The organism is Polaromonas sp., assembly GCF_039930745.1.
Classification (GTDB): Bacteria; Pseudomonadota; Gammaproteobacteria; order Burkholderiales; family Burkholderiaceae_C; genus Polaromonas.
The window spans coordinates 1-24,613 of sequence record NZ_JBDTTH010000047.1; the positions used below are offsets into that span (position 1 = coordinate 1).

The window sequence follows — 24,613 nt, forward strand, 5'->3', positions numbered from 1 at the left end:
CAGCCAGCGCCTGGCCATCGACTGGACCAAGCTGTCCACCCGCGCCAACGAAGCCTTGGTCTTTGCCCAGCCCAATGCCCAGGCCATCGCCCTGAACCGCATCATCGGCTCCAACCCCAGCGAATTCCTCGGCAGCCTCACGGCCAACGGCCAGGTGTTCATCCTGAATCCGAATGGCGTGCTGTTCGGTGCCGGCAGCCAGGTCAACGTGGGCGGCCTCGTCGCTTCGACCCTGAGCATGAGCAATGCCGACTTTCAGGCCGGCAACCATGTGTTCACCGGTTCAGGGGGTAGCGGCTCCGTCGTCAACCAGGGCACGCTGACGGCAGCTCCAGGCGGCTACCTGGCTTTGCTGGCGCCTGAAGTGCGCAACGAAGGCGTGATGACCGCGAGTCTGGGCACAGCGCTTCTTGCTGCGGGCAACAAGGTCACGCTCAACCTCGACAACGGCAGTTTGCTGGGTTACAGCATCGATCAGGGCGCGATCAACGCACTGGCGGAGAACAAACATTTGATCCAGGCGAACGGTGGACAAGTCCTCCTTTCAGCCAAGGCCATGGACGCCCTGACCAGGGCCACGGTGAACAACACCGGCGTCATTGAGGCCCGCACCCTGCAGAACAAAGCCGGGCGCATCGTGCTGCTGGGCGACATGGAGACCGGCACCACGAACGTGGCAGGCACTCTGGATGCCTCCGCTCCCGACGGCGGCAATGGCGGCTTCATCGAAACCAGCGCCGCGCACGTGAAGATCGCGCCGGGCACCCGCGTCACCACCCAGGCGCCCCAGGGCAAGACCGGCCAGTGGCTGATCGACCCGCAGGACTACACCATCGCGGCCAGCGGCGGCGACATCAGCGGCACGCAGCTTTCGGCCAACCTCGCGACGACCGACGTGGAAATCCAGTCCGCCAGTGGCGCCACCGGAGGCAGCGGCGACATCAACGTCAACGACGCCGTGAGCTGGAGCGCCAACAAGCTCACGCTGACGGCTGCGCGCGACGTGAACATCAACGCGGTGATGACGGCCGGCGGCACCTCGCAGCTCGTGATGAACCCCGGCACGGCCAACGGCGGCGATGCGGCCGTGGCCGACGGCGCGGTGAAGGTGGGCATCCGCCACCTGGGCTTCAACGGCCGCGTGGACTTCGGCAGCCGCAGCGGGGCGGATTTTCTCAGCATCAATGGCCAGCCGTACACCGTGATCAATGCGCTGGGCGCGGAAGGCAGCGCTACCGCGCTCGACCTGCAGGGCATGAACGGCAACCTGGCGGGCAACTACGCGCTGGGCGCCGACATCGACGCTTCGGCGACGGCGCTCTGGAACGCCGGCGCGGGCTTCATGCCGATCGCAGCTGTCTACCTGGGGCAGCCGGACCAGTTGTTTCGCGGCAGCTTCAATGGCCTGGGCCACACCATCTCCAACCTGAATGTCACGCGTGACGACAACAAGCCGGTCGGCCTGTTCGGCTGGGCGTCGGTCGCCTCGCTCTCGAACATCGGCATGGTGGGTGGGTTGTTCTCGGCCGTTTCCGGTGGCAGCGGGCCGCTGGTGGGCCATTCGCTGGGCTACTCCATTGGGGACGGCGCGACGGTGGTGCGAAACGCCTTCTCCAGCGCGACGATGTCGGGTGGATTCGCCGGTGGCCTGGTGGGCACGGGCCGATTCCAGGTCTATGACAGCCACGCCACGGGCAATGTGACCGGCAGGTCAGTGGGCGGGCTGGTGGGGTCGCTGGGGGGGGATGGCTATGCCGGGACCCGGGTGGAGCGCAGTTACGCGACCGGCAATGTCCTGGGCGGCGAGTCCGCCGGCGGCCTGGCGGGCTCCTCTGATGGAATGGTAAGTAACTCCTACGCCACCGGCAGCGTCGGCCCGACCTTCGCGCTCGGCACATCGCAAATATTGGCCTCCGTTACGCTCGGCGGGCTGGTCGGGTTGCTGCAGGCCACCGGCAGGGTTGAGAACTCCCATGCGACCGGCAACGTCACCTCGCCCGTGCAGGGCCCGACCGGCGGCCTGGTCGGCCAGAGTCTGGGCGGCACCATCAGCCGGTCGTACGCCACGGGCAACGTCGACAGCGCCACCGACGTTGGCACCTACAACGCGGGATGGAGCGGCACCGGCGGCCTGGTCGGGCGCAACAACTATGGCAGTGATACCTATCCGGGCGACATCCGTTTCAGCTACGCCACCGGCACCGTGCAGGGACGGACCGCCCTCGGCGGCCTGGTTGGCTACAACGAAGGCAAGATCTCCGACAGCTACGCCACCGGCGCCGTGACGGGGGAGAACCTCGTGGGCGGCTTCGTCGGCGAGAGCCACGGCACCATCCAGCGGTCTTATGCCACCGGCAATGTCACCGGCAGCGGCAACGGCGTGGGCGGCTTCGTCGGCTGGCTGTCGCCGCTGTACCAGCCCTGGCAAATCGGCATGATCACCGACGCCTACGCCACCGGCAACGTCACGGGCAACCTGGGCGTCGGCGGCTTCATTGGCCTGAACGGCAGGGACGAACTGAATCCCTGGCATCCCAGCACCCTCTGGACGGGGACGATCCAACCCGGCAACATCGAGCGTGCGTTCGCGACCGGCAACGTCACGGGCACCACCGATTTCGTCTTCTACAACGACGGCAGCGGCATGATCGACATGGATGCGTCGAAGGTCTCGGTCGGCGGTTTCCTGGGCGCAGGCCCCGCGCCGTCCTATGCGGGCTACGGCATCCAGAGCCAGTATTCCGGCACCGTGAGCGGGCCGGACCGCAACGGGCTGCTGGGCTTCAGCGAGGCCGGGAGCGGCCTCTACGACTTCTCGGGCTTCTCCTACGGTTCCCCGGTGACGCCGGCGCAGATGCGCCAGACGCTCATGAGCGTCAACGCCGGTTCCAGCACCGCGCTGCAAGGCAACTGGCGCATGTACGACGCGTCGCCCATGCCGCTGCTGCGCGGCCTGCTCACGCCGCTGACCGTCACGGCGGACAACACCAGCCGCGTCTACGACGGCGCGGCCGCCACCAGCCTGACCAACGCCAGTTACTCGGTCGCAGGCGCCGGCACCTCCGGCCTGCTGCTGGGCCAGGCCACGCCCTACGGCACGGCCAAACAGAACGTGGGTGCCTATGCGCCCAGCGGGCTGTACTCCACCCAGCAGGGCTACGACATCACTTACGTCGGCGGCAACGCCACCGTCACGCCCAAGCCGCTCACGGCCAGCGGCATCACGGCGGCCAGCCGCGACTATGACGGCACCACCGGTGCAGTGATCGACGTCAGTGCCGCCTCGGTGGTTGCGGGCCTGGTTGGCGCCGATGTAGTGGCGCTTGGTACGGCATCCGCTGTGGGCGCTTTCGACGACAAGAACGCCGGGACCAACAAGTCCGTCGCCGTGACGGGACTGACCATCAGCGGCGCCGACGCCGCCAACTACAACCTGACGGGTGCAAGCGCCACCGCAGACATCCGGCGCAAGGCGCTTGTGGCCGCCGCCATCACCGCCACCGACAAGACCTACGACGGCAACGCCGCGGCCGCTGCAACCCTGAGCGGGCTGACAGGTTTGGTAGGTACGGAGACGGTGACGGCCATCAGTACCGGCGCCACCTTCAACACCAAGGACGTAGCCACCGCCAATCTCGTGACTGTGAACTCAGCCACCCTGGCAGATGGCAGCAACGGCGGGCTGGCCAGCAACTACAGCATCGCAGCAGGGGGCACGGCAGCCGCCAACGTCACGGCCAAGGCACTGACCTACAACACGGCAGTTGCCAACAAGACCTACAACGGCGACAACACAGCCTCGGCCAGCTTGAGCCTGATTGGACTGGTCAATACCGAAACCTTGGTAAGCACCGCTGGCGCCACCTTCAACACCAAGGATGTCGCCACCGCCAACCTGGTGACTGTCAACAGCGCCACCCTCGCAGACGGCGGCAACGGCGGCCTGGCCAACAACTACAGCATCGCCACGGGCGGAACTGCAGCAGCCAACATCATGGCCAAGGCACTGACTTACAACACAGCAGCTACCAACAAAATCTACGACGGCGACACCACAGCGGCTGCGACCCTGAGCGGGTTGACCGGTCTGGTGGGCGCAGAAACTGTTGCGGTTACGAGTACCGGGGCCACCTTCAATACCAAAGATGTCGCTACGGCCAATCTCGTGACCGTCAATTCGGCCACCCTGGCGGACGGGAGCAACGGCGGCCTGGCCAGCAACTACAGCATCGCAGCAGGTGGCACGGCTACGGCCAACATCACGCCCAAAGACCTGACAGTGACCGTGGCTGGCGTGAACAAGGTGTATGACGGAACGACCGTCGCCGCGCTGGCTTATACAGACAACCGCGTTGCCGGCGATAGCCTGGGCTTTGGCAGCAGCGCCCGCTTCAGCGATAAAAATGTGGGTACTGCCAAAGCAGTGACCTACAGCGGCCTGGCGCAAACGGGTGCGGATGCTGGCAACTACTCACTGACAAGTGCGACCAGTGGCGTTACCGCTGCCGACATCACGCCCAAGGCCCTGACCGTGACGGCCAACGCCGATAGCAGGCTCGCCGGCAGCATGCCCTACGCGGGTGGTAACGGCGTCAGCTACAACGGCTTTGTAGCTGGAGAAACCATTGCCGTGCTGAACGGTGCGCTGGCCTACGGCGGTAATTCACAAGGCGCCAGTGCGGCCGGCAACTACGCCATCACCCCCGGCGGCTACAGCGCCACCAACTACACGCTGACCTATGTGGATGGTGTGTTGAATATCCGGCAGGCGAGTGCGGGGGCAGCAGCCGTGGGCGGCACCGCGCTGATGCCAGCCTACGACGGCGCGCTGCAAGCGGTGGCAGGTATTGGCAGTTCGCAGGGCGGACCACAGAGCCAGAACGTGTTCAGCGGCCCCGACAACCTCATTGAGCCCGACAACCGCAGCGATGACGCAGGCGGGAACGGCAATGGGAACAGCAATGGCAACGGGAACAGCAACGGCGGTGGCGGCGGCAACGCCAGCCTGTCGAACTCGCTGGTCAGTATCGTCAGCTGCGGTTTACTCATGCCCAAAGGCGTGAACAGCGCCATTTGTGAGTAAACCATTGCGCATGGTCCATCACAAATTTCCCCTGTCCACCCTAAGCTCAGCCCTGGTGCTCGCCCTCTGCGGCGTGAGCTCCGCCATCTGGGCCCAAACCCCCGGTACCCCTGCAGCCCCCGACGCCGGTCAGGTCCTGCGCGACCTGCAGCAAGCCCCCGGCCTGGCCCCTGCTCCCGTGCCTCCCCTGCAACGCATCGAAGAAAGCACCGACCCCAGCCAGGACCCTCAAGGCAAAGTTCTCGTCAAAAGCGTCGTGATCACCGGCAACCAGGAAATCCCCACCGCCCAGCTCCAGCCCCTGGTAGCCAGCCTGGTCGGCACCGAACGCAGCCTGGCCCAATTGAGCGCCGCCGCCCGGCGCCTCACCGCCCACTACCGCGCCCAGGGCTTTGCCGTCGCCCGTGCCTACCTGCCCGCCCAGGACATCACCGACGGCGTCATCACCATCGCCATCATCGAAGGCCGCATTGCCCGCCACAAGATCAACAACCAGGCCCGCCTGAGCAACGATCGCGCCAGCGCCTACTTCGGCAGCGTCAAGGACGGCGACGTCATTCGGGCCGAACAAATCGACCGGGGCCTGCTGATCCTGCAAGACACCCCCGGCGTGGCTTCCTCTCGCGCGACCCTGCAGCCCGGCGCCAGCGTCGGCACCTCCGAACTGCTGATCGATGTGTTGGGCGCGCCCGCGTACAACGGCAACGCCACGCTTGACAACCACGGCAGCCGCTACACCGGCGAGTACCGGGCTGGGGCCAACCTCAACCTGGCCAGCCCGCTCAAGATCGGCGATCAGCTCTCCTTTGGCGCCCTGACGAGCGGCAGCCAGCTGACGTTCGGCCGCATCGCCTACCAGCTGCCCGTTGGCAGCGACGGCTGGCGCATAGGCGCTGCCTACTTTGGCGTGCACTACAAACTCGGCAAAGAGTTTGAAGCCCTGCAAGCCCACGGCACCGCCAGCAGCACCAGCATCTTTGCCAGCTACCCCTTCATTCGCAGCCAGCTGGCCAACCTGTATGGCACCCTGTCCCATGAAGAAAAGCGGCTGGACGACCAGGTTGAAGCCACCCTGACCCGGACCGCCAAACACGTCGGCGTCAGCAGCCTGGGCCTGTCCGGCAAACTGCAAGACACCCTGGGCGGCGGGGGCATCAGCAACGCCGAGCTGACCCTGGCCATGGGATCCCTGCAGATCAACTCCCCCAGCGCCCTGGCCATTGACGCGGCCTCGGCCCAGACCAGCGGCGGCTACAGCAAAGTCGCGTACAGCGCCTCCCGGCTGCAGCGCCTCACCAATGAATCCTTGCTGTTCTTCTCGGTTACCGGCCAGCAGGCCAGCAAGAACCTGGACTCCTCGGAGAAGTTCAGCCTGGGCGGGCCCAGCGGGGTACGGGCCTACCCAACGGCCGAAGCGGGCGGGGACGAAGGCTACCGGGCAACGCTGGAGCTGCGGCACAGCTTCACCCCACAGTGGCAGGGTGCCTTGTTCTACGACATGGGAGAAGTGAAGATCAACAAGCGGCCCTTTGGCGCGCCAGGCAACCCGAACAAGCGGGCCCTGGCCGGAGCGGGGGTGGGTCTCAATGCAAACATTGCAGCGGTGCAGCTCAAGGCCAGCCTGGCCTGGCGTACCCATGGCGGGCAGCCCACTTCCATTCCAGCATCAAGCGTGAAGTCGCCTACGCTTTGGGTGCAGGCGGTGGTGGCGTTTTGAGGTGATTTGAGACGGAGCTTCGAGTCAAAGAAGGGGTTTGCCCAGGCAACACGGGCGCGAGTAGCTATTGAATGCATAGCGGGCGTAATCTGCCGTTCGGGCTGAGCTTGGCCCGTCCTGAGCTCGTCGAAGGGCGAAGCCTTTTTTGTTTCGCGCGTTGGTAATGGGCCCACAAGCCGGGGGTTGCCCGGCGGCAACTCACTTTCTTTTTGCGTCGCCAAAAAGAAAGTAAGCAAAGGTCATGCAATGGGGATTCGCTCACTTCGCAAAGCGAAGTTACGCGAATACCAAAAAGGCGACCCTACTGCCTGCGTCCCCCTTCGCTGACGCTACGGGGGCAACCTGTGGTGCTCGGTCCAGCTGGGGTCGAGCTCGAACTCGCCTTCGGCTCAGACAATCGCTCGCCTTGTTCCGTCTGGACCTGTGCTCCTCGGCGCATACAGAAGGGTGGGGGTGAACGCGGAAGCGGATTCGGGTACAGAACCAGATGCGGGGAGACCTGACGCGCGCAGCGCGTCAGGTCGAGAACGCGGCCGTCATGTTGGCACGCGGCGGCAAGCACAAGCGGCCAAATGAAACTCCCCGCCATCGCCCAGCGGGGCGAGGGAGGGGCTGGGGAGGGAGTGGGGAGTCCGTCCTACTGTCCAACTCAGACCGCAAGCGCAGCGTGATGCAAAGAATCCGCTATCTATTTGGTAGCTGCTTGCGCCCGTGTAATAAGGGCTGGAAGCAGATTTCTTGCAAGAAACGTAACTACTCAGCTCGTCTAGGCTGGAGTTACTCCCTCTCCCTCTGGGAGAGGGCAGGGGTGAGGGCTGGCGATCTGTGTGTAGAGCTATCGTATGTTGTGGCTTGCCGGCCCCCTCACCCCAACCCTCTCCCAGAGGGCGAGGGGGCAAGAAAAGCGTGCCGTATGCAGTGAGCTGAGTAGTTACCAAGAAACTGGCTACTTTCTCTCTGCAGGTTTCTAGCCGCCCTGCGACCCGCGATGTGCCCAAGCTGTCGTGTGCTTCTCGATGTAGCTGAACAGCTCGTACATGATCATCGCCATTGCGCCAATCACCACCAGCCCGGCGAAGGCCAGTGCCATGCGCTGCTGTGAGCCGGCGCTGAGCATCAGGTAGCCGATGCCGGAGTCGCCGGCGGTCATCTCGGCCAGCACGGTGCCGACAAACGCCAGCGTGATGGCGATCTTGAGCGAGCCGTAGAAGTAGGGCATGGAGCGCGGCAGGCCGACCTTGACCAGCACGTCCCAGCGTTTGGCGCCCAGCACGCGCAGCACGTCTTCCAGCTCGGGCTCCAGCGTCGCCAGGCCAGTGGCCATGTTGACGGTGATCGGGAAAAACGAGATCAGGAAAGCAGTCAGGATGCCGGGGCCGACGCCAATGCCAAACCAGACGATGAGAATGGGCACAATCGCCGCCTTGGGAACGGCGTTGAATGCGACGAGCAAGGGGTACACGGCGGCGTAGGCGAGGCGCGAGGAGCCGACCAGAAAGCCGAGCATGACGCCGACCACGATGGACAGGCCGAAGCCGACCATGGTGACCCAGAAGGTTTTCCATGCCGCCTGGGCGATGGGGCCGGCGAACTCAGCCATGGCCTGGGCAATCGCCAACGGGGCCGGGAAAATATATTCGGCAATGCCGAACACGGCGACGACGAACTGCCAGAGCGCCAGGATGAGCAGCAGCAACACCACCGGGGACCAGCGCTCCATTTGTTTTTTACTCATGCTCATGCACCTTCCTTGGCAGGCACCGGGTTGATGACGGGCGTGCGGATGGCGCCGATGTGGCTGCGCAGTTCGTGCACGATGTCGCCGAAGGCCTGGGTGTAAGTGACTTCGAGGTCGCGCGGGCGTGGCAGATCGATCTCGCGCTTGACGACAAAACGTCCCGGACTTTTGCTCATCACATACACGGTGTCGGCCAGGAAGACCGACTCGCGCAGGTCGTGCGTGACCAGGATGACGTTGAAACGCTGCTCGGTCCAGAGGTCGCGCAGGATGCACCACAGCTCTTCGCGTGTGAAGGCGTCGAGCGCCCCGAAAGGTTCGTCGAGCAGCAGCATCTTGGGTTCATGGATCAGCGCGCGGCATATGCTCACGCGTTGCTGCATACCGCCCGACAGCTGCCAGGGAAATTTGTCTTCATACCCGCCCAGGCCGACCTTTTGCAGCAGCTTGCGCGCGCGTTCCTCGAATTCCTTGCGTTTGGATTTGAACTGGCTGCGGAAAGGCTCCACGATTTCCAAAGGAAGCAACACGTTGTCCACCGTGCTTCGCCAAGGCAGCAGCGAGGGCGCCTGGAAAGCCATGCCGGAAATTTTCAGCGGCCCGGTGACAGGCTGGCCGTCGATCAGGATGCGGCCCTTTGACGGCATCTTCAGGCCGGTGGTCAGCTTCATGAAGGTGGACTTGCCGCAACCCGACGGACCGACGATGGCGATGAATTCACCCTCGCGCACTTTCAGGTCGATGGCTTCGACTGCAAAGTGGTTCTGCGCCAGCAGCTCGTCGTTGTAGGCGAGCCAGACATCGCTGAAATCAACAAAATGACCGTCGGAAGTTGCTTGCATGGATTCCTGAATTTCGTGAGTCGCTCAAAGTATCAAGACAACGGCCAGCATTTCAGGGAAAAGCTGGCCGTGCCGTAAAAATCGCCTGCCCCCGAAGGGGACCCGGCTGTGTATTTATTTCTTCATGGCGGGCAGAATGTTCAGTTCTGCCACCGTGGGCAGGAAGGAGCCGTTCCACACCGTGTCGGCATTGACACGCGTCTTGGTGTTGAAGGCATCGGACACTTGCGAAGCCATCAGCGTCAGGCGCGGGCCCTTGACCTGGCCAAAACCTTCGGCGCGCGCATCGGGGCTGTTGACCACGGTGTCGATGGCCAGCTGCAGGCGGCGCGTTTCGAGTGCGGTGTTGATGATGCCATCACGTGCCTTCACGTCTTCAATGGCGGCCGCTGGCTTGGCAATGACGTCCTTCACACCCTTGGTGAAGGCCAGCAGGAAGGCCTTGATGGCAGCGGGATTTTCCTTGATCATTTTTGGCGAGGCGATAACCACGTTGCCGTAGAGCTTAACGCCATGATCGGCATAGGGCAGCACCACCACGTCTTCGATTTTCACGCCGCGGACTTCCAGGTTGAGCAGCGAAGTGAAAGTAAAGCCTGTGATGGCGTCCACATCGCCGCGAGCCAACATGGTTTCACGCAGCGGCGGGTCCATGGCGGTCCACTGCACGCCGCTGATGCTGTTGGCCTTGGCAAAAATCGGGAAGGCGCGACGGCCGGCGTCAAACACCGGTGCGCCGAATTTTTTGCCGTTCAGGTCTGCTACGGTCTTGATGCCGGATTTTTTCAGGGCCATCACCGACGCAGGCGTGTTGTTGTAGACCATCATCACGGCAACCGGCTTGTTGGGGGCGTCCGGGTTGTTGGCGTGGAATTCCATCAGCGCAGCCAGGTCGGCAAAACCCATGTCGTAGCTGCCCGAGGCCACACGCGTCACAGTGCCGCCGGAGCCGTTGCCGGCGTCGATGGTCACGTCGAGTTTGGCATCCTTGAAGTAGCCCTTGGCGGCTGGCGTGAGGAACAGCGCTGCCGGCCCCTCGAAGCGCCAGTCCAACTGGAACTTGATGGGGGTGTTTTGCGCGTAAGCAAAACCACCCGCGGTACTGGCCAAGTAAAAAGCAAGCGCGCTGAAGGTCTTGAGAAAAACTCCGTGTGTCATTGGGGGCTCCATATCTATGTTGTTGTGCATCGGCAATAAGCAAAAATGGTGCCCGCCGACTATGTTTGAAGGTGTCTTATTCTCTGACAAGTTCCCCGGGAAACAAGGCGTGCGCGCTCCGTAAATACCCCTGACCGGCAGCGCGTTGCCGGGTATGGCGAACTTTTCGTGAATTTGTCTGGCCCCTGTGCGGCCCACCTTGCTTCCAATTCTGGTCAGCCTGATCCGGGGTGTGAGCCCAAGCCATCGTTTTGCCGCCTCCTGTACGACCAGATCCTCCCGATTTGTGGTCCATATCCTACAAATCGCCTGTCAATGTTGCCAAACCAAGGGTAAACGTCCGGCTTGTGACAATTTCCAACCCGCTTGCAGTGGTAGGCAGTCGTTGAATTTGATGATTTGTTGATATTCGTTACGCAAACTTACAGCTTAGCCGCGATTGCTTGTTCTGAAGAAATTTGGCTTAAACCTTTTGTTCTCCAACCCCTGTCATCTTTGACAGGGGTGCGCCGCTGGCCGTGTTTGACCCCTCGCGGGGTTGGTCCATAGAGTGTGCTCAAACCGCATCACGTTGATACGGCATGCCTCCTGATGGGATTGTTCATGGCCACTCAAAAAAATGGTGATTTCTTCTTCAGAAGGCAGTTAGTCCTTGTCGGCGGATTAACCGCACTGGTCGGGAGCAACGGTTTACGGGCACAGGTTCCTGCGGTTCCGAAAAAAGCGGTCACGCCTGCTTCCACTGCCAATGGGTGGCGGCTTCTGATCAACGAGGCAGTGACGGGCGAAACCAATTCCTTTGTGCTGACCAGCCGCTATCGTCCGTTGGCCGATTTCCTGAGTGCGCAATTCAAGGGCAGGCAGATTGGGGTGGAGCCGATAGTGGATATCAAGCGCTTCATGTTGATGGCCCAATCGCCCAGCAAGCCGGACCTGGTTTTTGGCAAGTCGGTGAACCAGCTGGCCAAACTGGTCCGCGACAGCGGCTACCAACCGCTCGTCAGGCGGGCCGATGCCTACAAGGCCGCTTTTATTGTGAACAAAGACTCTCCGATCAAGTCGCTTACTGAGGCAGGCGGAGTCAAGATCCTCATGCCCGATGAATCTGCCGCAACCTCTGCCGTTGCGCTGGCTGAATTGCGCCGTCAAAAGGTGGCTGCCACCCAGGTGATCCACCTGCGTTTTCAGGAAGCCGTGGCGCAGCAGATCAAAGGCGGCCTTGGCCAGGTCGGTGTGGTCAATCCCACCACTGCCAAAAAGTGGGTGGAGGATGGCGGCCGTGTGATTGCCGAAACCCAGCCCGTCGTCAATTGGTCCCTTCTCGCTGCTCCCGGTATGTCAGCCGAGATGGTGCAGCAGTTGCGTGAGGCACTGCTGAGCATGAATGCCCAGGCGTCCCCCGTGCTTGTGAGCCTTGGTATCAAGGAATGGGCCAAAGGCGAACGCAAGGATTACCTCGATCTTCTTGATTACACAAAGGAGTGAAAAATGGACCAGACGACGCAGAGAATCTTCTTTTTCATCCATCTCGCAGGACGATTTCGCCATGTCGCCGCGCGATTTTTCATCTGGTTTTTTGCCCTTGCTTCCTTCGTATCCGTTGCGCAGGCTCAGGAGTCCATGGCGTTGTCGGCCGAGGTTCAGCAGGCGGCTTCTGAAATTGCGGCAGAACTGGGAAGCCGGTGCCCCGTGGCGCCCGCGGGAGACGTCCCGGCTTATACGGCTTGCCGTCAGGCCCTGTTTACCTCTAGCAAATTGCGGGCTCATCTGAGCGGCATCGTGCTGTGGGGCCGGCAGGACAAAAGGCCGAATGCCAGCTTGCGGCAGACCAATTTGACCCAGTTCGCTCCCGACGTCTGGACGAGCATGTACGCGCCGCTGTTCATGTTCAACGGCAAGCACACCGTTGAATGGGTGCCGGAGGAAAAAATGTTCCTGGTTCGGCTGGAGGCTGCATTTCGCAATCGCTTGCCGCCCGGGCAATTTCCTTATCCGTTCTGGCATGACGAAGCCAAGTGGTCCATGTACGAAAACGCAAACAGTTTCATGTTGTGGTTCCATCCGCAGAGTGCTTCCATCCGGGCGGCGCAGTTTACCGACCGGGCGCCCAACGCGATGCTGCAACCGGTGCAGGTCGTGAAACATGAAAAGTATGCAGGCCCCTGGTTGTGGACCGACGACAAAGGGCGCACCCAACCTGCCGTGACCCTCTTCGACGGGGTCTACCGCGCAGACAACCCCAACCTGGCAGCGATGGACAGGCAGTACCGTGATCTGGCTCTACAGATGCGCGAGTCCCAATGCACCAGCTGCCATGTCCCGAACAACCCGGACAAGATGAGTCGGCTGGTGTTGTTGTCCACTCCTGCACATGCGGCAGGTGAGGTGGACCGTCTGATCAAGGCGGTGCGGGAAGACCGGATGCCGATGGACGACTTCCGGATCAGCTATGCGCTGTCGGATGAAAACAAGAAGTGGCTGCTGGAAAGCGCGTTTGCTTTCAAGGCTACCGTTGAGGCCGCGCAGGATTGGGAGAAACAAGCGGCGAAAAAAAGCGTGGCCATCCGCGGACTTGATGGGGTTGCGCCCGCCAGGTCAGAGGCCTCAGTGGTATCTACGTCAGATGTGCAATCGGGAACCGATCCTAAAAAGGTGATCAAATGAATGCTTCAAATACACAGTTATTTGCAGGTCGCCGCGCAATGCTCAAAAGCGTTGCAGCTGCCGCCGTATGTGGCGTGCCCATGTTCAATTGGGCTCAATTGTCCGGAGATCGCTGGCGCTTGCTGGTCAATGAAGCCGTCACCGCAGACTTGAGCATTTCGATGCTGGCCTTGCGTTATCGTGGCTGGGCCGACTACATGGGTGCGCAGATCCGTAACAAGCAGGTTGTGGTCGACCCCGTGATCGACATTCAGAACTTTGTGCGCCAGGCGTCGGCGGAGCAAAAGCCGTTGGTGGTCTTCGGAAAGTCGGTAAACCAGCTGGCCAAGCTGGTTCGTGACGGTGGTTACCAGCCGCTGGTCCATCGCCCCGAGCCCTACAAGGCTGCCTTCATCGTTGGAAAGAACTCACAGATCCAGACGCTCCAGCAATTGGCGGGGAAAAGGATACTGATGCCAGATGAGTTCTCCGCCACTGCGGCAGTGGGGCGCGCAGAAATACGCCGCCTCAATGTCCGCGAGCCCTACATCTCACACACCCGCTACCAGGACTCGGTGGCCGCGCAAGTGGCCGCAGGAATCGCCGAAGCTGGGCTGGTTAATCCGACCATCGCAAAAAAATGGGCGGAAGCGGGTGGACGCGTCATCGGAGAAACGCAGCCCGTGGTGAATTGGTCGGTGCTGGCCTCACCCAAGGCGTCGCCTGAGTTCGTCAGCAAAATGACCGAATCGCTGTTGGCTATGAACAGCCAGTCGACCGATATCCTCTCGGAGATTGGTGTCAAGCAGTGGGTCAAGGCTGACCGCAGCGAGTATCTGGCCCTGCTGGATTACACCCGGGAGTGAATCAGGCACCGCCCGCCTCATCCTGGCCTCAACCCAGCAGCTCGTGCAGGGTGCGGGCAATCACGCGGGTGGCGCGGCGCAAGTCTTCCAAGGCCAGCCTTTCATCGGCGCGTTTGGCGTGCGATTCGAGCACGGTACGCGGCCCCGCGCCGTAAATTACGCCAGGAATACCGGCTTCGGCATACAAGCGCACATCGGTGTACAGCGGCGTGCCCATGGCTGGAATGGGTTCGCCGAACACGGCCTGGCCGTGTTTCTGGATGGCCGCGACCAGGGGCTGGTTGCCGGGCAGCGGTTTCATCGCGTTGGCCAGCAGCAGGCGCTTGATCCCGATGCTGATGCCCGGACACTGCGCGGCTGCATCGGCAATCACCTGGCGCAGGGCGGCTTCGACCTCGGCCGGGTTCTCCTCGGGGATCATGCGCCGGTCCAGCTTGAACGTGACCTGGCCCGGGACCACATTTGTGTTGGTGCCGCCTTCGATGCGTCCGACGTTGAGATAGGGGTGGCTGATGCCGGCTACCGTGGACGTGATATTTTTGTAAAGCGTGTTTTGCGCATACAGGGCGTTGAGGATGTGCACCGCGCCCTGCAATGCATCGACGCCGCTGTCGGGAATGGCGGCGTGTGCCATTTTTCCGTGAACGGTCACCTCCATCTGCAGGCAGCCGTTGTGGGCGGTGACGACTTCGTAGCTGAAGCCCGCGGCAATCATCAAGTCGGGTTTTGTCAGCTTGTGGCGAAGCAGCCAGCCCGGACCCATCTCGCCACCGAACTCTTCGTCATAGGTGAAATGCAGCTCGACGCTGCCGTGCAGCGGGATGCCCAGCGACTCCAGCGCACGCACCGCAAAAGTAAAACTTGCGAAGTCTGATTTACTGACTGCCGAGGCGCGACCGTAGACATGGCCGTCCACGATGGCGCCGCCATACGGGTCCTGTGTCCAGCCTTCACCGGGCGGCACCACGTCGCCGTGGGCGTTGAGCGCAATCGTTTTTCCAGGGCCGTAGTTTCGCCGCACGATCAGGTTGGTCAGCGACTGCAGCCCGTAAGCCTGGACTTCAGCTGCGGGCACCGGGTGTTTTTCAGCCGCAAAACCGAAGGCTTGCAGCAGCTCTGCCGTGCGTTCGGCATGCGGCGTATTGTCACCCGGGGGGGTGGGTGTGGGAACGCGGATCAGCTCCTGCAGGAAACGCACTTCTTCATCGAAGTGGGCGTCCACCCACGCGTCAAGTTTTTCGTCGAAAGTCATGGTTTTCAGGTCGCCAGGTCGGTCAGGAGCTGCTGGAAGGCCCGTACCGCCAGGTCGATATCGTCACTGGTCGTGCTTTCCAGCGGGTTGTGGCTGATGCCGGAGTTCTGTCCGCGCACAAACAGCATGGCTTGCGGCATCACCTCGTGGAGCTTCATCGCATCGTGGCCGGCACCGCTGGGCATGCGGTAAAGCGGCACCCCCAGGCTGTCCACCGCGCGCTCCCAGCGCTGCTGCCAGGCCGGGGCGCTTGGCGCTGCAGCGGCACGCATGGTTTGCTCGACGGTGTGGTGCACGCCGCGGCGTTCGCAAATGGCCTTGAGCTCGGCCAGCACGTCGGCCACCATCGCGTCGCGCTGCGCGTCGTTGGGCGCGCGCAGGTCCAGTGTGAACTGGCAGCGGCCGGGCACGACGTTGATTGAACCGCCGGGCACCGTCCAGATGCCGATGGTGCCGACCGAGTCGCCATCACGTGCGGCGCGCTGTTCGACATACAGCGCCAGTTCAGCCACGGCCACGGCCGCGTCGCGCCGGCGCTTCATGGGTGTGGTGCCGGCATGGCTGGCCATGCCGATAACTTCGCAGTTGTAACGCACACCGCCGTTGATGGAGGTCACGACGCCCAGCGGGATGTCGAGTTCGTTGAGCACCGGGCCCTGCTCGATATGCACCTCGACAAAACCGAGGTAGTCGACTGGTTTGCGCTGCAGGGCGTCAATGGCTTCCAGTGTGGCTGGCAGTCCGGCGTGTTGCATGGCCTGGCGCATGCTGATGCCATCGGCATCCTGCTGCTCCAGCCAGGCCGGGTCGAACTGGCCGATCAGCGTGCCGGAGCCGAGAAAAGTGGCCTTGTAGCGTTGGCCTTCTTCTTCTGCGAAGGCGATGACCTCGAAGTCATAAGGCAGTCGTTTTCCCGCGCGCGACAGCTCGCCGATGCAGGCCACAGGCGTGAAGATGCCGAGCCGGCCGTCGTACTTGCCGCCGTTGCGCACGGTGTCGTAGTGGCTTCCCGTCATCAGTGTCTTTACTCCCTCTCCTCCTGGGAGAGGGCTGGGGTGAGGGTGGGCTCTGTATCGCCCCACCACATTGCCGACTGCGTCCACGCTCACTTCGTCGAAACCGCTGTCCCGCATGGTCTGCGCTATCAATTTTGCGGCTGCGCGGTGCGCGTCGGTGAGATAGGTCACCGTGAGCTGGCCATTCTCGAGATAACCGGGGTCACTGAAGGCGCTCAGCCGCTCCTGCCAGTCCCAGACCTGGTTGCCCAATTCCGGCTGCGCGTCGAACTTGTCGTTGAGTCGCAGCTCGGCAATGCGATGGATGTTACGCACGGCTTCGGCGAGTTCGAAATCGGGGTGGTTGGCCAAGCGTTGCTCGAAGGTGGCAATGATCTCCTGCCGGCTCAGGCCGGTGCCGCGCGGGCCACGCACGGCGAGGATGAAGGGAAAGCCAAACCTCGTGTTGTAGGCCGTGTTGAGCGACTGGATTTTTTTAAATTCTTCAGGTGAGCAATCCGCCAGGCCGGCCTTGCTCTGTTCACTGGTCGATTCGGCCGTCAACGTCTTGCTGACCATGGCCTTGCCGGCCAGTTCGGGATGGGCGCGAATCAGCGCAAGCTGGGCTTCGCGGCCAGCCTTGCGAACCGTCCCGGCCAGCACGTGTTTAAGTTGTGCCAGGGACCGGAAAGGGCGCTGCGCAATGGCGGCTTCGGTGATCCACGGGGAATGCTCGTACAGGCCGGCCAGCCAGGCTGCCGCCTCCGGCTCCGGGGCTGTGTTGAGTTGCTCAAGGGAGAGGGCCATCGGGGTTCAGCCTTTAAAAGGATGCACTTGTTGCCAGTGGCGCGCAATGTCAATGCGGCGGCAGATCCAGACATGCGCGTGCTGCTGGACGTGGTCGAGGAATTTTTGCAGTGCCACGATGCGGCCAGGCCGTCCGAGCAGGCGGCAGTGCATGCCGATGCTCAGCATCTTCGGGGCGTTCAGGCCGTTCGGGTCGCCTTCGGCATACAGCGCGTCAAAGCTGTCGCGCAGGTAGGTGAAAAAGTCGTCACTTTGCGAGAAGCCCTGGGGCAGAGCGAAACGCATGTCGTTGCTGTCCAGCGTGTAGGGCACCACCAGGCGCGGCACCACCGTGCCGTCGCTGCGCGCCACTTTCATCCAGAGTGGCAGGTCGTCGCCGTAGTAGTCGCTGTCGTAGGCGAGCTGGCCGTCGTCGGCAACCAGGCGCCGGGTGCGCGGGCTGTCGCGGCCGGTGTACCAGCCCAGCGGCCGCTGGCCGGTCATCTGCGTGATGATGTCCAGGCCCAGGCGCATGTGTTCTCGCTCGGTGGCCTCGTCGATGGTTTGATAGTTGATCCAGCGCAGGCCGTGGCAGGCGATTTCGTGGCCCAGCTCGACAAAGGCGGCTGTCAATTCAGGGTGGCGCTGCAGGGCCATGCTGACGCCGAACATGGTCAGTGGCAGCTGACGCTTTTCAAACTCGCGCAGGAGGCGCCATACGCCGGCCCGCGAACCGTATTCGTAAATGCCTTCCATGCTCAGGTGGCGTTCCGGGTAGCTGGGCGGGTTGGCCATTTCCGAGAGGAACTGCTCGGAGCCGGCGTCGCCATGCAGCACCGAGTTTTCACCGCCTTCTTCGTAATTCAGCACAAACTGCACAGCAATGCGGGCCTGGCCCGGCCACTGCGCATGGGGTGGCGTGCGGCCATAGCCAACCAGGTCTCTGGGGTAGGGCCGGGTGGCGTCGTAGGTGGCCATGTTCAGGACAGCGCCATGGAAATATCGTTGGTCGGCACCTTGCGGTCGAAGGTGAGGTTTTCTTCGACATGCCGCAGATGTTCGTCCATCAGGCGTATGGCGCGTTCTTCGTCTCTGGCGGCCAGGGCGCGCACGATTTCAGCGTGTTCGTCGTGCGAATGTTCGGCTGCGCTGGCGCTCTGGTACATCAGCGTGATCAGCGAGCAGCGTGAAATCAGGTCGCCCAGCATTTGCGCCAGCACCTCGTTGCCCATCAGTTCGGCCATGCGGACGTGGAAGTCGCCCAGCAGTTCGGTGCGTCCGGTCACGTCCTGCCGGTCCATGGCCATTTTTTCCTGTGCCACGTGTTCCCTCAAGGCCCGGATTTTCGCGGGCGTGACACTGCGCACAAACGCCCGCGTCATCTCGGCTTCCAGCATGCGGCGCACCGCAAACACCTGGCGCGCCTCGTTGACCGAGGGCGCGGCCACAAAAGCGCCGCGCGCCGGCTCCAGCCGTATCAGCTGGTTTTGCGAGAGCTGGAACAAAGCCTGACGCACCAGCGTTCGCGAAACGCCGAAGTGGTCGGCCAGTTTCTGTTCGGCGAGCTTGGTGCCCGGATGCAGCCTGTGCTCCACAATGGCCTTGGTCAGGGCTTCAACAATCGCGCTGGTGGTAGAGGCTTCCATGGCACAAATGATAGTCTGAAAAGTTGAAAAGTGTATACACTTTCGGTGGACTATCCGGCGAAACGTTCGCAGCAAAGGAGGAAATGAACATGGGCTTGAGTACACATGTGCTGGACACCATGCACGGCACACCGGCAGCCGGCATGGGGGTGGAGCTGTACACCACCGAGGGTGGCCAGGCCACGCTGGTGAAATCTTTCCATTTGAACGACGACGGCCGCAACCCGGATGGCCTGCTCTATGACAACAGCAGCCTTCAACGCGGTACTTACCGGCTGGTGTTTGACGTGGCGGCGTATTTTCACTCGCGCGGCGTGAGTTTGCCGGAGCCCAACTTTCTGGCCAAGGTAAGCCTTGACTTCGGCGTCGCCGATACGGCCCAGCACTACCACGTGCCGCTGCTGGTCAGTCCCTGGAGTTATTCGACCTACCGCGGGTCATGAGCCCAAAGGGCACCCTGAGTGCACCCTTCGGGCACGCAGCGAGCGAGCGCGGAGGTTCTAATTCAAGCAGGGGCCGCGGATCTGGCCCTGCCAGTCCGCAGGCGCAGCGGCCCCCTCGGGGGGGCAGCGCATTACACGAAGTGAAAAGCGTGGGGGCTAGTCAGTCCTGCCCTTCAGTGAGCGTATCCAGCTGGAATTTCCCGCTTTTGTGCCACAGCCATGTGTCGGTGTAGACCACCTTGCCCAGGCGCGTTGGCGCGGGGAAAGGCGAGGCTTTCTTGATCATGTTTTCGATCTCGGCCATCACCTCGGGGGCGTGGCGCGGAGCCCGCATCCAGTCAAGCCGGGTCACGATGCCTACTTTGTCGATTTCCACATTCAACACGCCCACGGCATACAGCAGCGGCGGCATTCTGCCTTTGTAGATGCGGTCGGCATTCATGCCATAAAGATGGCTGGCGCCGCTTTCGCGGTAGGCGCGGGGCGTGGTGGCAGGGGAACTGCGGGCCGAGCCCTTGGGGCCGGCAACCGGACCTTTGACGGTCGGAAGCGCAACCGGTTCTGGTTCGGCTACCGGGGGCGAGGGCGCCGTCTTGCAGGCCGAAACCAGGGCGCCGGCAGCGGTGGACAGCAGGGCCATGAGCCAGAAGCGGCGCTGTGAGGATTCAGGCATACATATCCTTGTGTGGTTGCCGAGGGTTTGCGGCTGCTATTGTGCGAGCTGCTTGAGGGGCGGCCGTGTAACAGGGAAACCGGCCGTATTGTCCGAAATTATGAGATCTGCAGGCTCCTGGCAGGAGCCGTGCGTCGGGGAGTTTCTACCGTGAGTCAGCTCAAGGAATTGTTTTTGGCCCGCCTCGTCCATGAACCGGCGGTGCTGGTACAGGTGACGGCCACCGAAGGGTCTGTGCCGCGCGAGGCGGGTACCTGGATGGGGGTTTTCACCGAGATGGTCACAGGCACCATAGGCGGTGGCCATCTGGAATACCAGGCCGTGGCCATGGCACGCGCGCGCCTGCAAGGCGTGGAGGGCGATGAATCCGCCCGCTTTGTGCTGGGCCCCTCACTGGGCCAGTGCTGTGGAGGCGTGGTGCATCTGCGTTTCGAGTGGGTCGATGCCCGCGATGCGCCAGCCCTGCGCGAAAGGCTGGGCATGAATTTACAGCCTGTCGCACTTTTCGGGGGCGGCCATGTTGGTAATGCGCTGATTCAGGTGCTTTCAACCCTGCCGTTTGCGCTGACCTGGATTGACAGCCGCGACGGCATTTTTTCCGACTCAGCGCAAGGTGATTCAGCGCAAGGTTTTTCCGCAGGGCCGCCCCAAGGAAAAATGCGCCCCCTCGGGGGGCAGAGTGCTACACGAAGTGAGCGAACATGGGGGCCAAATGTCACTTGTGAGCACTCCGATCCGGTGCAGCGTGCTGTGACGGGTCTTGCCGCGCAGTCGCGCGTGCTGATCATGAGTTTCAGCCATGCCGAAGACCTGGACATCGTGGCCGAATGCCTGAAGCGCCAGCGTGAGCGGGGCGATTTGCCCTACATCGGCCTGATCGGCAGCAAGACCAAGTGGGCGACTTTCCGCCACCGGCTGGAGGCGCGCGGCTTCAGCGCTGAAGAACTGGCGCACGTGACCTGCCCGATCGGCCTGCCTGGCATTGAAGGCAAGGAGCCCGAGGTGATTGCGGTGTCGGTGGCGGCACAGTTGTTGCTGTACCACGCGTAGTTCGCATACACTTTTGCGATCCGGTCGCAGCGGAGCGGGACGGCCTGCAAGCCTGTCCTTGTTCGTGACCTTTTATCTGCTTACAGTGCCCGCGGTGGTGAGCAGCTCCAATCGTGGCAGGCCTCGCCTGCTGAATTGAGGTCATCGGATGGAAAGCTACCTTCTCGACTGGGCCAACCTGCTGCTGCGCTGGGTCCATGTCATCACCGCCATTGCCTGGATAGGCTCCTCGTTCTACTTTGTCTTTCTCGATTCGAGCCTCACGCCGCCGGTTGATGAAGACCTTCAACGCCAAGGTGGCAGCGGCGAACTCTGGGCCGTGCACGGCGGCGGTTTCTACCACCCCGTGAAATTTGCGGTCAAGCCGCCTGAACTGCCGAAACATCTGCACTGGTTTTACTGGGAGAGCTACAGCACCTGGCTCACCGGTTTTGCGCTGTTCACCGTGTCCTACCTCTGGAACGCCGGCACCTACCTGGTCGACAAATCGCTGATGGACTGGTCGCCCGGCGCCGCCATCGGCGTGGCCCTGTCTTTCTTTGTTGTGTTCTGGATGCTCTATGACAGCATCTGCCAGCTCTTCGGCAAAAGAAAGCATGGGGACGCCAACGTCGGCGCCCTGGTGCTTGTGCTGGTCTGCGTGGCGTCCTGGCTGGCCTGCCACTGGTTTGCCGGCCGCGCCGCTTTCCTACTAGTGGGTGCGATGATTGCCACGGCCATGAGTGCCAACGTGTTCTTCTGGATCATTCCGGGCCAGCGAAAGGTCGTGGCCGCCATCAAGGCCGGCCAGCCGGTGGACCCGGTGCACGGCCAGCGCGGCAAGCAGCGCAGCGTGCACAACACCTATTTCACCTTGCCCGTGCTGTTTGCCATGCTGAGCAACCACTACAGCTTCACCTACACACACCCGCAGAACTGGCTGGTGCTGATTGTCATGATGCTGGCCGGCGCGCTGATCCGCCAGTTCTTCGTCATGCGCCACGGTTACAAGCTGGGCCGCAACGGCAACCCGCTGCCGTACGCACTGGTCGGGATGGCCCTGATTCTCGGCGCGATTGTCTGGATGAAGCCGCCGGTAACGGTCGCCAGCAACCGGCTTGCTACTGATTCAATAGCCGTCAGCGCAGGTGTGGCGGGGGCTACAGGCCAAAATGACTATAAAAATGTGCAAAAAGTAGTGGAACAGCGCTGTTACATGTGCCACGGGCCCCAGGTGCAGATGAAAAATGTGCGGCTCGATTCGCCCTCCCTGCTGCGCCAACATGCGCAGGCGGTGTACCAGCAGGTGGTGGTGAGCAAGACCATGCCGATGAACAATTCCACCGGCATCACGGAGGCCGAGCGTAGGCTGGTTCGCCAGTGGTTTGAAGCAGGCGCCAAAACGCCCTGATTGCGGCCTTTTGGTCTGGGTAGTTTCGCTAATCGACTTTATTTTTGGTACATGCTTCAATCTGTAACCGCAGTTTGGTGCTGCGGCCAGCAGGCATTCGCCAAACCGGGCGTTGTCTCTGGGTACATAGGAGACAAGACATGCGTATTCAATCCCTGGTTCGTGTGCTGGCTGCGGCCGGCGTGACGGCTGCCTCGCTCGCGGCAGGCGCGGCGCAGATTGTTGTGGGACAAGTCGCGCCGCTGTCCGGGCTGGAAGGAACGCAGGCGCGTGCCTACTCGGCCGGCCTGCAGTTGGCGCTGGACAAGGCCAACAAGGCCGGCGGTGTCAATGGCCACACGTTTGCGCTGGTCCGTAAGGACGACGGCGGCCGGCCAGCCGACACCCTGGCCGGCACCAAGCTGCTGCTGAGCGAGAACCGCCCGCTGGTGCTGGCAGGTTACTTCGGTGACCGCCAGATTGGCGAGGTGGTGGATTCGGGCCTGCTGGAGAAGGAAAAAATTCCGCTGGTAGGCTACCGCGTCAACGAGATCCGCACCGAGACACCCATGCTCTACAGCGTGCGTGCCAACCTGCGCGATGAACTCAACAAGATCACCGAGCACCTGGTCACGGTAGGTGTCACGCGCCTGGGCCTTTTTTATCCGGACGGGTCGGGGGCGGCCACGCTGCTGGCCGCCATGGAAGAAGCCGTGAAGGCCCGCAATGCCAAGCTCACCGCCAAGGCCACGTATGTACAGGGAACCAACAAGGTGCCGAATACCGTGGTGGATGCGTTCATTGCCGCGGCACCGCAGGCCATCATCATTGTCTCCAGCGGGGCCGCCGCCGCGGCCTTCATTGAAAAATACAGGCTCGACGGCGGTGCGGCGCAGCTGTTTGCCCATTCGGGCGCAGACATCGAGCAGATGTCCCAACGCCTGGGGGAAGAGCAGCTGAAAGGCGTGGCCATCACGCAGGTCACACCTAATCCCTACAAGGTTTCCGGGCGCCTGAGCAAGGAGCTCTCCGATCTGGTCCGCACCGCGACGCCGAAGGTGGAGGTGCCATTGAGCTACGCGATGATGGAAGGCTACATTGCCGGCAGCGTCATCGTCGAGGCTGCGCGCCGCATGGGTCCCAAGGTGTCGCGTGAAGGCATGGTCGCTGCGCTGGACGGCCTGGACAACTTCGACCTGGGTGGCTACAAGGTGGGCTTCCGGCCCGGCATGCGCGCCGGCTCGAAGTTTGTGGAGCTGACCATCATCACCGACACCGGGCGCATCCGACAGTAATTCCATTTCCAAGTCATCTGTGCACTTTGTCGGTTTCGCGTTCACGAATGATGCAGAAAAGGAATAAGGTTCTTCCGTGGGCGTCTACCAGCGGCTCACCAGGCCCGCTGCGCGCGTGGAGGACTTTTCAAAGTGTCCGGCCAGGTAGTCCACAAAGGCGCGGACCCGGGCCGACACCTGGTGCCGCTGCGGATAGACCGCATGGATGTCGGCCGGCGGGGTCTGGTAGTTTTCCAGCACCTGGCGCAGCCGGCCGCTGCGCAGGTAGCGCGCGATGTCCCACTCGGCCCGCATCACGATGCCGTGTCCCGCCAGTGCCCAGTTGACGGCAATCTCGCCGTCGCTGGTGCTCAGGTTGCCGCGTACCTTCACCGTCTCCGTCCGCTTGCCTGAGCCGAGGCGCCAGATGCCATAGGCCTCATCGCCCTGGCGTATGCCTATGCAGTTGTGCTGCGTGAGGTCGTGCGGCGCCCTGGGTGTGCCGTGCCTGGCCAGGTAAGCGGGCGCGGCGCACAGCAGGCGCCGGTTCGGGGCCAGCTTGCGGGCGATCACGCGGGCCTCGGGCGGCTCGCCAAAACGTACACACACGTCAAACGTGTCGTCGCTGACCGGCGGCGGGTTGACGCTGAGCTGGAGCTGGATCTGCATGTCCGGATGCAGCTTCACGAAGCCGGAGATCAGCGGCGCAATGTGGCTGCGGCCAAACCCCAGGGTGGCATTGACGCGTAGCAGGCCATGGGGCGCAATTGCGGCGCTGGAGACCAATTGCTCCATGTCGTCAATTTCAGCCAGGATACGCCGTGCGTGGCTCAGGTAGATCTCGCCTTCAGGCGTGGGGCTGATACGGCGTGTGGTGCGGTTGAGCAGTTGCACGCCCAGCCGCACCTCCATCTGTGCCAGGCGCTTGCTGATGGCCGGCGTTGTCACGTCCAGCTCGCGTGCCGTGGCTGAGAAGCTTCCGCAACGCGCCAGCAGGCTGAAAAAGGCCATCTCGGAAGGGGCGGAGGCAGGCGTGCTCATTATTAACTCAAAGTAAACAATGAGATAACTTTAATGT

18 protein-coding genes are annotated in these 24,613 nt (G+C 62.4%); 9 read left to right on the plus strand and 9 right to left on the minus strand.

What is annotated here, in order from left to right:
* Together ABI660_RS14440 and ABI660_RS14445 are read left to right on the plus strand one after the other, a co-directional pair.
* The coding region (locus ABI660_RS14440; protein ID WP_348069198.1) for a YDG domain-containing protein at window positions 1-5,083 on the plus strand (5,083 nt) is incomplete at its 5' end.
* A 10-nt stretch (window positions 5,084-5,093) separates the two neighbouring features.
* Entirely contained in the window at window positions 5,094-6,800 is a 1,707-nt protein-coding gene (locus ABI660_RS14445; protein ID WP_348069201.1) for a ShlB/FhaC/HecB family hemolysin secretion/activation protein, read from the plus strand.
* Between the two features lie 967 nt (window positions 6,801-7,767).
* On the opposite strand, the gene ABI660_RS14450 is transcribed toward ABI660_RS14445, so the two are convergent.
* From ABI660_RS14450 to ABI660_RS14460, 3 genes are all read right to left on the minus strand, one after another.
* On the minus strand, window positions 7,768-8,535 hold the full coding sequence (locus ABI660_RS14450) for an ABC transporter permease (protein ID WP_348069203.1): 768 nt from the start codon (window positions 8,533-8,535) through the stop codon (window positions 7,768-7,770).
* Window positions 8,536-8,537: 2 nt separating this feature from the next.
* Window positions 8,538-9,380 (minus strand): ABC transporter ATP-binding protein, encoded by an 843-nt coding sequence (locus ABI660_RS14455; protein WP_348069206.1) that lies wholly within the window; start codon window positions 9,378-9,380, stop codon window positions 8,538-8,540.
* 114 nt (window positions 9,381-9,494) lie between these two features.
* Entirely contained in the window at window positions 9,495-10,538 is a 1,044-nt protein-coding gene (locus ABI660_RS14460; protein WP_348069208.1) for an ABC transporter substrate-binding protein, read from the minus strand.
* Window positions 10,539-11,141: 603 nt separating this feature from the next.
* Here ABI660_RS14460 and ABI660_RS14465 point away from each other — a divergent pair.
* Genes ABI660_RS14465 through ABI660_RS14475 form a run of 3 tightly spaced genes read left to right on the plus strand, consistent with a single transcriptional unit; the run spans window position 11,142 to window position 14,047 of the window.
* Complete coding sequence (locus ABI660_RS14465; protein ID WP_348069210.1) at window positions 11,142-12,023, plus strand: PhnD/SsuA/transferrin family substrate-binding protein; 882 nt, start codon at window positions 11,142-11,144, stop codon at window positions 12,021-12,023.
* A 3-nt stretch (window positions 12,024-12,026) separates the two neighbouring features.
* Window positions 12,027-13,202: a hypothetical protein gene (locus ABI660_RS14470; RefSeq protein WP_348069213.1), complete on the plus strand. Its 1,176-nt coding sequence runs from the start codon at window positions 12,027-12,029 to the stop codon at window positions 13,200-13,202.
* Entirely contained in the window at window positions 13,199-14,047 is an 849-nt protein-coding gene (locus ABI660_RS14475) for a PhnD/SsuA/transferrin family substrate-binding protein (RefSeq protein ID WP_348069215.1), read from the plus strand. The genes ABI660_RS14470 and ABI660_RS14475 overlap by 4 nt, the downstream gene beginning before the upstream one ends.
* A gap of 28 nt (window positions 14,048-14,075) precedes the next feature.
* On the opposite strand, the gene ABI660_RS14480 is transcribed toward ABI660_RS14475, so the two are convergent.
* The 4 genes from ABI660_RS14480 to ABI660_RS14495 are packed head-to-tail and all read right to left on the minus strand — an operon-like array spanning window position 14,076 to window position 18,726.
* Entirely contained in the window at window positions 14,076-15,299 is a 1,224-nt protein-coding gene (locus tag ABI660_RS14480) for an ArgE/DapE family deacylase (RefSeq protein WP_348069218.1), read from the minus strand.
* A gap of 5 nt (window positions 15,300-15,304) precedes the next feature.
* Entirely contained in the window at window positions 15,305-17,101 is a 1,797-nt protein-coding gene (gene uraD / locus ABI660_RS14485; protein WP_348069221.1) for a 2-oxo-4-hydroxy-4-carboxy-5-ureidoimidazoline decarboxylase, read from the minus strand.
* A 6-nt stretch (window positions 17,102-17,107) separates the two neighbouring features.
* Entirely contained in the window at window positions 17,108-18,058 is a 951-nt protein-coding gene (puuE, locus tag ABI660_RS14490) for an allantoinase PuuE (protein ID WP_348069223.1), read from the minus strand.
* 2 nt (window positions 18,059-18,060) lie between these two features.
* Window positions 18,061-18,726 (minus strand): GntR family transcriptional regulator, encoded by a 666-nt coding sequence (locus ABI660_RS14495; protein ID WP_348069226.1) that lies wholly within the window; start codon window positions 18,724-18,726, stop codon window positions 18,061-18,063.
* Window positions 18,727-18,815: 89 nt separating this feature from the next.
* Here ABI660_RS14495 and uraH point away from each other — a divergent pair, with 89 nt between their 5' ends.
* Entirely contained in the window at window positions 18,816-19,169 is a 354-nt protein-coding gene (uraH, locus tag ABI660_RS14500) for a hydroxyisourate hydrolase (RefSeq protein WP_348069228.1), read from the plus strand.
* A 160-nt stretch (window positions 19,170-19,329) separates the two neighbouring features.
* On the opposite strand, the gene ABI660_RS14505 is transcribed toward uraH, so the two are convergent.
* A complete protein-coding gene (locus ABI660_RS14505) occupies window positions 19,330-19,842 on the minus strand; it encodes a hypothetical protein (protein WP_348069229.1) in 513 nt (170 codons plus the stop codon).
* 174 nt (window positions 19,843-20,016) lie between these two features.
* On the opposite strand from ABI660_RS14505, the gene xdhC reads away from it, so the two are divergent.
* From xdhC to ABI660_RS14520, 3 genes are all read left to right on the plus strand, one after another.
* Entirely contained in the window at window positions 20,017-20,892 is an 876-nt protein-coding gene (gene xdhC / locus ABI660_RS14510) for a xanthine dehydrogenase accessory protein XdhC (protein ID WP_348069232.1), read from the plus strand.
* Between the two features lie 148 nt (window positions 20,893-21,040).
* Window positions 21,041-22,282 (plus strand): urate hydroxylase PuuD, encoded by a 1,242-nt coding sequence (locus ABI660_RS14515; protein WP_348069234.1) that lies wholly within the window; start codon window positions 21,041-21,043, stop codon window positions 22,280-22,282.
* Window positions 22,283-22,422: 140 nt separating this feature from the next.
* Window positions 22,423-23,556: an ABC transporter substrate-binding protein gene (locus tag ABI660_RS14520; RefSeq protein ID WP_348069236.1), complete on the plus strand. Its 1,134-nt coding sequence runs from the start codon at window positions 22,423-22,425 to the stop codon at window positions 23,554-23,556.
* Window positions 23,557-23,640: 84 nt separating this feature from the next.
* Here the strand turns inward: ABI660_RS14520 and ABI660_RS14525 are convergent, their stop codons facing one another.
* Entirely contained in the window at window positions 23,641-24,576 is a 936-nt protein-coding gene (locus tag ABI660_RS14525; protein WP_348069238.1) for a LysR family transcriptional regulator, read from the minus strand.
* Between the last annotated feature and the right edge of the window lie 37 nt (window positions 24,577-24,613).